Annotated in this window: 10 protein-coding genes and 1 pseudogene; 6 read left to right on the top strand and 5 right to left on the bottom strand. The window is 40.9% G+C overall.

Features of this window, described 5'->3' with window-relative positions; genetic code table 11:
- Positions 1-94 precede the first annotated feature (94 nt).
- Entirely contained in the window at positions 95-235 is a 141-nt protein-coding gene (locus V7K67_RS28800) for a zinc-binding dehydrogenase (protein WP_442943954.1), read from the top strand.
- A gap of 61 nt (positions 236-296) precedes the next feature.
- On the opposite strand, the gene V7K67_RS28795 is transcribed toward V7K67_RS28800, so the two are convergent.
- Complete coding sequence (locus tag V7K67_RS28795; protein WP_335169449.1) at positions 297-2315, bottom strand: tetratricopeptide repeat protein; 2019 nt, start codon at positions 2313-2315, stop codon at positions 297-299.
- An 82-nt stretch (positions 2316-2397) separates the two neighbouring features.
- Here V7K67_RS28795 and V7K67_RS28790 point away from each other — a divergent pair, with 82 nt between their 5' ends.
- On the top strand, positions 2398-2604 hold the full coding sequence (locus tag V7K67_RS28790) for a type II toxin-antitoxin system HicB family antitoxin (protein ID WP_334729073.1): 207 nt from the start codon (positions 2398-2400) through the stop codon (positions 2602-2604).
- 257 nt (positions 2605-2861) lie between these two features.
- On the opposite strand, the gene V7K67_RS28785 is transcribed toward V7K67_RS28790, so the two are convergent.
- Positions 2862-4496 (bottom strand): PQQ-dependent sugar dehydrogenase, encoded by a 1635-nt coding sequence (locus tag V7K67_RS28785; RefSeq protein WP_335169447.1) that lies wholly within the window; start codon positions 4494-4496, stop codon positions 2862-2864.
- A 511-nt stretch (positions 4497-5007) separates the two neighbouring features.
- Here V7K67_RS28785 and V7K67_RS28780 point away from each other — a divergent pair.
- Positions 5008-5310, top strand: a pseudogene (locus V7K67_RS28780) (hypothetical protein); the annotation flags it as partial.
- A gap of 71 nt (positions 5311-5381) precedes the next feature.
- On the opposite strand, the gene V7K67_RS28775 reads toward V7K67_RS28780, so the two are convergent.
- The 3 genes from V7K67_RS28775 to V7K67_RS28765 form a co-directional block, all read right to left on the bottom strand.
- A complete protein-coding gene (locus V7K67_RS28775) occupies positions 5382-5786 on the bottom strand; it encodes a hypothetical protein (protein WP_335169445.1) in 405 nt (134 codons plus the stop codon).
- A 26-nt stretch (positions 5787-5812) separates the two neighbouring features.
- Positions 5813-5947, bottom strand: coding sequence for an addiction module protein (locus V7K67_RS28770; RefSeq protein ID WP_335169454.1), 135 nt, complete (start codon positions 5945-5947; stop codon positions 5813-5815).
- Between the two features lie 157 nt (positions 5948-6104).
- Complete coding sequence (locus tag V7K67_RS28765) at positions 6105-6701, bottom strand: Uma2 family endonuclease (protein ID WP_335169443.1); 597 nt, start codon at positions 6699-6701, stop codon at positions 6105-6107.
- A gap of 510 nt (positions 6702-7211) precedes the next feature.
- Here V7K67_RS28765 and V7K67_RS28760 point away from each other — a divergent pair.
- From V7K67_RS28760 to V7K67_RS28750, 3 genes are all read left to right on the top strand, one after another.
- Positions 7212-7370 (top strand): hypothetical protein, encoded by a 159-nt coding sequence (locus tag V7K67_RS28760; protein ID WP_335169441.1) that lies wholly within the window; start codon positions 7212-7214, stop codon positions 7368-7370.
- 740 nt (positions 7371-8110) lie between these two features.
- Positions 8111-8860 carry a serine O-acetyltransferase gene (cysE, locus tag V7K67_RS28755; RefSeq protein ID WP_335169439.1) on the top strand — a complete coding sequence of 250 codons (750 nt, stop codon included), beginning with the start codon at positions 8111-8113 and terminating at the stop codon, positions 8858-8860.
- 266 nt (positions 8861-9126) lie between these two features.
- Positions 9127-9396, top strand: a complete 270-nt coding sequence (locus tag V7K67_RS28750) for an Asr1405/Asl0597 family protein (RefSeq protein ID WP_334730305.1) — start codon at positions 9127-9129, stop codon at positions 9394-9396.
- Positions 9397-9451: the final 55 nt, after the last annotated feature.

The following is a 9451-nucleotide window of genomic DNA, read 5'->3' as shown; positions in this document are numbered from 1 at the left end:
TCATGGATTAACTTCTGCCTTTAATTGCTGTAACCCCTTCACCCATTCTATTTTGCCTGATTTCAGCAACTAATTACCCCTGTGAACGGTTACGATTGAATCTGGTAAAATTCGTGTGGTGATTGATCGCACATATCCCTTACAAGAACTAGCTGCGGCTCATGATTATAACAAAATTGGGCGGGCAGTGGGGAAAATTGCGTTGGTGCAACCCGTCGTAGACATCGCCATTTAGGGTAACTGGGATTTTTCACTCTCTAAGTCTCTAAAATGTGATTTTATTCAGCACAGAGTTGCTAACCTAACTCAAGTTGTTTAATGCGTTTTAGAGCATCTTGATAGTCACTTTCTTTTCCTTGTTGCTTATACAAATCGGCAGATTTACGAAAATCTTCAATTGCTGCTTGCTTATTTCCTAAATTAGACTGAGAATTACCCCGATTGTAGTAAGCATTTGCATAGTTGGGATTAATTTTAATGGCTTGGTTGTAATCTTCTATTGCAGTTTGGTTATTTCCTAAATTATAGCGAGCTAAACCCCGGTTGTAGTAAGCATTTGCATAGTTGGGATTAATTTTAATGGCTTGGTTGTAATCTTCTATTGCAGTTTGGTTATTTCCTAAATTATAGCGAGCTAAACCCCGGTTGTAGTAAGCATTTGCATAGTTGGGATTAATTTTAATGGCTTGGTTGTAATCTTCTATTGCAGTTTGGTTATTTCCTAAATTAGAGCGAGCTAAACCCCGGTCGTAGTAAGCATCTGCATAGTTAGGATTAATTTGGATGGCTTGGTTATAATCTTCAATTGCTGCTTGATTATCTCCTAAATTAGAGCGAGCTAAACCGCGCGCGATGTAAGCATTTGCATAGTTGGAATTAATTTGGATGGCTTGGTTGTAATCTTCAATTGCTGCTTGATTATCTCCTAAATCATAGCGAGCTAAACCCCGATTGTAGTAAACATTTGCATATTTCGGATTAATTTGGATGGCTTGGTTATAATCTTCAATTGCTGCTTGTTTATCTCCTAAATCATAGCGAGCTAAACCCCGGTTGATGTAAGTTGCTGCATCGTTGGGATTAATTTGGATGGCTTGGTTGTAATCTTCAATTGCTGCTTGATTATCTCCTAAATCATAGCGAGCTAAACCCCGATTCATGTAAGCATTTGCATAGTTAGGATTAATTTGGATGGCTTGGGTGTAGTCTTCAATTGCACCGCTAAAATCTTTGTTGTTGTATTTTTCTAATCCTTCATTATAGTAAGTATCAGCACTTTTACTTTTCTGTTCTATTGTTACTGGATTTGTCGGTCTTAGCAAATAAACAGTACCACCACCCATCAATACAATTAATGGAATAACAACAAGATATTTTTTTTGCCGAGGTGTTGGAGTAACTGGAGGTGTAACAGGCTGAGTTACTGGTATTCGCTCTGAATTTAACGCTTGTAAAACTTCCGTGGCCGACTGATAACGCTGCTGGTATTCTTCTTGCAACAATCTATCCAGTATTCGCCCCAAATCCTCACTCACTGGTTGCTGCAAATACTGTCTCCAACTAGCAACCCAACCATAACCTTGTCGTTGCCAAAGTTCCCAAGGGTGAATTCCACTCAACAGGTGAAAGCAAGTTGCACCGATACTATATAAATCACTCGCCGGGTAAGCTTTACCTCCCTGCATTTGTTCCAGTGACGCATAACCAAAAGAACCAATAGTTGTTCCTATTTGTGTCATCACTGTTGCTGTCAATTGTTTGGATGCACCAAAGTCAATAAGCACTAACTGCCCATCACTGCGACGAATAATATTCTCTGGCTTGATATCGCGGTGAATGACTTGCTGTTGATGAACTGTTTTGAGAATATCTAACAAATCGAGCAATAATTCTCTAACTTTCTGCTGATTGAAAATTCCCTGCTGTTTTAATTCATCTAATAAATTCTGTCCGTCGATAAACTCCTGCACCAAATACAGGCGATTATCTTGGTTAAAATACGCCAATAGTGTGGGAATTTGGCGATGGTTTCCTAATTGTTGCAGTTGCTTTGCTTCTTGCTCAAATAGTTCTGTGGCTTTGTTTAGTGCGGCAGTTCCCTGGACTTGCGGTGCAAATTGCTTGATGACACAATACTCATTGAGTTTGTCTATATCTTCTGCTAAATAAGTTTTACCAAATCCCCCACCACCTAATGTTTTAATCGGGCGATAGCGGTTTCTCAGCACTACCAGTCCTGTACCGCAGTTGAAGCAAAACATTGTGCGATCGCTATTGGGCGGATTGTGGCAATCTGGATTTAAGCAGCAGATCATAGCTATGCTTTTATTAGGAAATGTAATTATTATCGCTTAACTACAAGCTATTCCTCAGAGAAATCGCAAAATAGTAGATAAATTGAGTTATTCGCAGCAAGCAGAATGTTATGTAGTTTTCCTACCTGAGTTTACCCATGTAATGCAGCCTTGCACTCACGGAGAGACTTATGAAGATGCTCTGAAAAATGCTCAAGAAGTTTTAGAGATGTTGATTGAATCATCTTTGGCAGATGGTGAAACTCTACCAAAGCCTAAAACGCTAGGAAAGTTTTTGGAAGTTGTATAAGAAAATGCTGTGTTACAACTTAACATTGCTTTCAAATATCTTTGCAATAAATGAGTCGGTTGTAAGGGCATACAGATGTATGCCCTTACTTAGTGAATATCAGGTGAAACTAGTGGTGGATATGGATCAATACCGTTCAGTTAAGCCTAAATTTTTTGGTAGAGACGCGTTAGCGTGGCAAAGCCCAGTCTAATTTTGCGTCTCTACAGTTTAGGTGGAGCAGAAGGGTATCCCAAATTTGCAAAGAAAATTGGGCGCTACTTGACCTGTATAAAGGATATTTTGTTATCCAAGTCATTTCCAACATAGCTATAATCACCAGCGCTATACTCACGGCATAGACCACCAGTTTCATTTTGGCATACACGTACTACTGTCCCTGCTGGTACACGTAATGAGCTAATAGTGTCATTACCAACAATATTTAAGTCTCCTTGGTTGGCTTTGTATATTCCTGGAGTTGTCGGAAAAGACTGAGAAACTCCAGCAAAATTACGGTCTCTGTAGACTTTAACCTGTTGTGATGACGGCGTGCTGGGGACGTTATTGGAGACGTTGTAGGAAAGCTTGTAAATCGTGCCGCTGTAGTCATCTGAAATTAACAAATTACCTTGCTGATCTACTGCCATATCTACCGGTCGTCCCCAAACTTCTTGCGTTGCTGGAACTAGCCAACCGCTGACTAATTCTATCTCCTGCCCTGGGGTTCTTGTCGCACTGTTCCAAGGAAAGTAAGCTATTCTGTAGCCTGTTTTAGTCTGCCGATTCCATGAACCATGTAGTCCCGCCACTGCCCCAGTTGAGTACAGTCTGGGAAAGTTGGTATTTTGCAAAAATATTAGTCCTAAGGGAGCCGAATGGGCTTGGATACCCTTGCTAATCCTGTCCATCGCATCGCAATTAACATGTCCATCAGCATTGAACTGATAATCGCGGTCAAAGGGCATATTGTTAACGCCATTTGATGTGTCAGGATTGGGGTTGCAGAATGGCCAACCGTAGTTACCACCATCTCGGACTTTCGTAAACTCCTCTGGTGGGTGGTTGTCTACGTAGGACGGAATAACCCTACCGTATTTGCCACTGCCATCGTTGAAGGGATAGGCGATGTTATCCCGATTATTAACGACTACCCAAAGGTCATTGGTATTAGGTAAGAATGCTAATCCTTCGGCATTACGTAAACCTTGGGCAAAAAGCCGTTTATTGCTTCCATCAGCGTTGTACTGGTAAATCGCACCACGCTTTGGGTTGCTGACAGTATCTTGCGTACAAGCATTGCATGTAGAGGCAATCGACACGTACAGTTTGTGATTGGCATCAAGTGCGATATTTTTCAGTTCGTGACCATAAGCACCTTTGAGTTCTGATGTGCTGCTATCTGGTAAGCCAGTTACGACAACTTGGCGATTTCTGGCGATTAGGTCTCCATAGTTGTAGGTGAAGCGGTTAATTTGATTAGTCTCAGAGATATAAACGTATGTGGTGTTGTCAATCTTATGAAACACAATGTCGTGTGGTTTGCGTAGACCCGTTACGAAGTTAGAGATAATTGGATCTCTGGTGCCATTTGAGCGGACAATTAACACTTTACCTGTGCTAGGCTGTGACACTAAAAGATCGCCATTGGGAGCAACTGCGATAAAGCGAGCGCTCGGAATGCGAGCATAAACAGAGATGGAGAAGTTGGGCGGCACTTTCAAGTAACGATTAATATTGAAAGGCGAATAGTTCATTGAACTAGGCACTTTCAGCTTGGTGTTAACAGACGCAGCAGGCGGTTGGGCAAATGCTGCGGTAGAAAAAACCGTAAGTGCAGGGATTAAACTAACTAGCGATGCAGATAATATGCGTCTGAGCATCTTTGTTGGATTTAGGAAAAACACACCCATTTTGAACTTCCTTCTAGCCTGAAGTGATGTAGATTACACAAGAACTCTCGATTTGCCGATTTTTTCGAGAGTCTAAACAAAACTTACTTAAGGATATTAGTTTGTGAGAATACTTCCCTAAGTATATTTGTCTCCTCGCATTACTTGTAACTACTGTTACGTAACCGAGCAGATAATAACTCATATCTCCAACTTATTCAATAAGTCGAGGATCTAAATCTAAGTTAAGTTCAGTGATGTTCCAGCCTACTATACTCAAAATTACAAAAAAATATGTGTATATACAGCTTGTTGTATATCTCACTTTTAGCTACTAAGTATTTTTGGCGCGTTATGCTGCGCTTATACACCTTCATAAACTAAAAATTACAAAAAAGTGTGCAATTCCTCTTACCAATGGAAACTCTATACTTGGCAACTATTGCTACTTCACGATCAGAGTTCCCAAGGTAAATATAAAATGTCCTATCAAAACATCACAGGCTCTCTTTCCCCACAAGATATTCAATAAATCAAAGCCGCACTACAAAAAATCCAACAAAAGCTACCCTTTTTAGTTACTCTCAGTACTGAAGAACGGCGCAAGTTAGTAAAAATGGGCGATAAAAGTCTGGCTTTTGTAAGCAATAGCGTCACTGCTGCTCAGTCTAACCGCGAAATTCTTCCAGCCATTTTTGATGTTGAAGAACTGGTTCGAGATTATCAATTAGCCAGTGCGCTGACTGAACTTTTAATCTCAATGCAGCAACTCACTGAACAGGTAGATGATACTCTAATGGCAGTTGGTAGCGAAGTTATGACTAGTAGTTTGACACAGCAACGTCCTTTATCGCTAGCTGATATTTGATTTTTTAAGATTTCAGGAATGTATTTGGACACAACAGTTTAAGGAGTTGGCATATAATGTCCTTGCCAACGGAGTAAGACAGCAGCTTGGGCTTTACAAAGCATAAAACTATCAGCTTCGTGACGCAGTTTTATTAGTTCCAATTGTTCTGCGTCTGTAATTTTACCACTAGAGTTACGCTCCAGCAGAAGGTTGTATCGCTCCATTTGCTCTGCTGTTTTGCGACTGCGGACAATTTGCCACAAACTATTGTCATCTAGTTTATCTAAAGCCGCGAGGTCAGCTTGAAATTCCTCTGGTACATCATCCCATTCTGGAGGACTACCTACTTGCAAAGCATGAACTATTACCTCTTCAATGGGGCGACGTTGCGCGTGGGCAGTGTTGACTAAACGCTGATAGAGTATTTCTGGAATTTGCAGAGTAATTGTCTCTGTTGCCATTGCTCAATTGCCTACCCATACCTTGGTTAAACCGTCTTAATTTTAGCGTAGGTCAAGTCACTCCTAGAACGTAGCTCTCGCAATACCTGTTCGCCAGGAATTAAATTGACTTCGCCTTGTCCAACAGCTTGAAACCTTTTTTCTGCTTCTTCTGCCCAAATAGCATCTATTTCTGCCTGGTTTTCTGCATCCAGACTTTTAAATAAATTTCAGCAAGCATTGCTCTTAAACCGAGAGGTAAAGACAATGCAGCATCGAAAATTTCATCATAGGTATTAACCATAATTTTTATCAGATTTAGACGTAAATAATTTTAGTTTAGGTTACTTCAGTTATTATCTGACTATATTCAGTCACAGCATCATATTGGTCAGACATTCTCGCATATTGTGCTAATAAATCCAAATCCAAATCAGGCAATAAAGTACTTCTAGAGACTTTTATATAGCTGTCACCTTGCAAACAATAAACTGATAACAAACCATCTTCCCAAAACCAAACTTCAGGTACTCGCAACCGCCGATAAATTTCTAGCTTATTAATTCCGCCACTGGTGACAGTTATTTCCAAAATTAAATCGGGAATAGGTTTTTTTGCCCCTAAATTATAAGACTCATCCGGTTCCCGTCGCGTTTTGTCTGACTTTTTACCGATGGTTGCACTTCCCCGTCCATAAAACCGGATCTTTTTCGTCCGCATATAGACTTCCAGCAACATCGCCAGAGTTTTTTTACTGTCCTCGTGGTCGTCAGAAAGTGGGGACATAATTTCGAGAATACCATCTAAATAAGTTAGTCGTGCGCTTGTCCCTGCAAGGGTGACATCAAGCTGTTCTAATTGTTCCCAACTGACATTGTACAGAAGCACATAGGAAGTCTCAGCAGTCGTAGGGTTTTCCAGGACAGGGGAAGACATAAGTTAAACCTACATTAGTGGCTTGTTTCTATCATAGAAGTGAGATGCCATAGATCCAGATAATCAAGATTAATGTGCGATCGCGGCAATTATTCCGGCGTTAGCGGAGCTTAACGAAGTTATCGCCTTTGCTGTTCTACTTGCTGGACTTGTGCAACATCTAAATCCAACGCCTGCGCTATCTATTCTACAGTTAAACCTAGTGCTAAAAGTTTAGGTACAGCTTCTAATTTTGCTTCTAAACGTCCTTATAGACTACCACTGGCAAGGGTTTTGCCATCTGGGCTATATTTGGTTTTGTTGATTTCTAGCCAATTGCAGAGCGGGAACTCAACTCTCTTGAGCGCTGTATTAATTATGTAGAGCTATTCTACAGCACTCATTTGACAACTGGCATAGCTGGGACATCAGAAGCGGGAAGTTTTGCCCTATCCCTCGTACAACTTCTTCACTGTCCCGTTGTGTTGATATCTCCATTGAAACTGCAACTCGAAGTCATAAGGTGCCAAATTGCCAAAATTGCTGAGGGCGGTATTTCATCCCCATATTCTTTTCCTGGAACAGCTAATCTTCGCCCAAGATTTGCTAGCACACGGCACTCATCACTCCAATATTCCCTTGTGTGAAGAAGCTGTAACTATTCTTAACAAGAATGTAACAGCATTCTGATGTAGGTTGTTGTTTATTTAGAATAATTGAAAAAATAATAAAAGTAGCTAAAGTTAGTTCTTAGCCCATAGTTTCGGATTGTCCTCAGAAAGGATTTGGCACACTTTGCCAATTTGGTAGGTACATTTGTCCATTCTATAATTTGCTGCACAAGGAAAAACCCTGTTGTTTTACTTGAGTGATTCAGTAATCAAATCAGATTCCTATATTTGCACTCATTGAAATGCTTTCCTTCCACACATCTATATAATAAAGTAGTCACTATGAGCGATAACTATATTTTGAAACGTATACATACATACAGACAGCAAATCCTAAGAGAAAATAAAGAAACCTGTCTTTCGCCTATCCAAATAATAAGATAATAATAGTAATAGGAGATACAGAATATTGATTTCTAGCGTCATCTAACTGATGTTTGAGTGCATCTGAGTACAGCTTAATATATTGCAAAATATCTTGATGAAATGTTTGCAAAGGCTTATAGGTAAAGTTTCTTGTAGCGAGTACAGAAATTCTTAACCCCTGCCTCAAAAATACTAGTACCCCCATCATTAAATACTAGCACCCCGACCCCAAGACAAATTTAAAATTTATCTGGGGTCGTGGTTTTGGCGTTTGAGTACAACCTTAATCAATCCAATAAATCCAATCAGCATTGGGTTTCCTATCGAGTTGGATATCACCTGATATAAGCATAAAAATAGCAGATGGTTCTTTCTACCAGATAAACATTACCGATGCAACAGTCTTTAGACAGTATTAGCGATTGCCAGACAACCAAAACGCAGGATTCCGCCCATACATCTATGCTGAAAAATTTCCTCTCTGGCGGTTTTTTTGAGCCATTATTGAGTGATTTTCGCATTATTTTTGAGCGCGATCCAGCAGCGCGTAATTGGCTAGAGGTGGTATTTTGCTATCCTGGATTGCACGCACTATGTTTGCATCGTCTTGCTCACTGGTTACATTGTCGAGGTGTGAGTTTTATCCCCCGCTTAATTTCTCACTTGGGGCGATCTTTGACAGGTATTGAAATTCACCCAGGTGCAGAGATTGGTCAGGGCGTGTTTATTGACCACGGAATGGGAGTTGTCATTGGCGAAACTGCGATCGTGGGTGACTACACACTGATTTATCAGGGCGTTACCCTTGGCGGAACTGGTAAAGAAACTGGTAAGCGTCACCCCACAGTCGGCAAAAATGCAGTGATTGGGGCGGGTGCGAAAGTTTTGGGTAATCTGCAAATTGGCGATCGCGTCCGTATTGGCGCAGGTTCCGTTGTCTTGCAGAATGTCCCCAGCGATCGCACTGTGGTGGGAGTTCCGGGCCGAATTATTTCTCGGAACGATAGCGCCAGCCTTTCTCCTTTAGAACATGGAAAGCTACCCGATGTAGAAGCAGACGTGATGCGTTCTTTGCTCTCACGGATTGAAGAACTCGAAAAACAACTGCAAACTTTAATACAAGAGTTAGGAGTTAGGAGTTAGGAGTTAAGAGTTAAGAGTTAGGAGTTAGGAGTTAGGAGTTAGGAGTTAGGAGTTAGGAGTTAAGAGTTAGGAGTTAGGAGTTAGGAGTTAGGAGTTAGGAGTTAGGAGTTAGGAGTTAGGAGTTAGTAATTATTCTCCCTCATCTGCCTCATCTGCCTCATCTGCCTCATCTGCCTCATCTGCCTCATCTGCCTCATCTGCCTCATCTGCCTCATCTACCTCATCTACCCCATCTGCCTCATCTGCCTCATCTACCCCACCTCAATATGAGAAAATCAAACGCCTCGCAAATTAATTCCGACCCTTTAGGCGATCAAGTTTTGCAAATTCCTTTGAGCGATCGCTGGCGAATCTATCACCGACTGCAAGAGTTAAAAATTAAGAGCTACTGTCCCCCTGATGGTTCTTTGCGAGTGCAAGTGAACAATTTGCTCGAAGTCATTCTAATTCGTAGTACAGTTATGCAATTTCTTGCTTCCCGTCACGAATTATTAGAGTGGCTAGAGCGTTGCTGGCTTTACAGTAATGAATCTTGAGTTTTTTCGTCAGACCTAATTCAGAGACTATTAATCTTGAATTCATGACGTAAAG

Source organism: Nostoc sp., assembly GCF_036917155.1.
Classification (GTDB): Bacteria; Cyanobacteriota; Cyanobacteriia; order Cyanobacteriales; family Nostocaceae; genus Nostoc.
The sequence above is the reverse complement of the archived record's forward strand: the minus strand, read 5'-3'. Positions and strand labels throughout refer to the sequence as shown.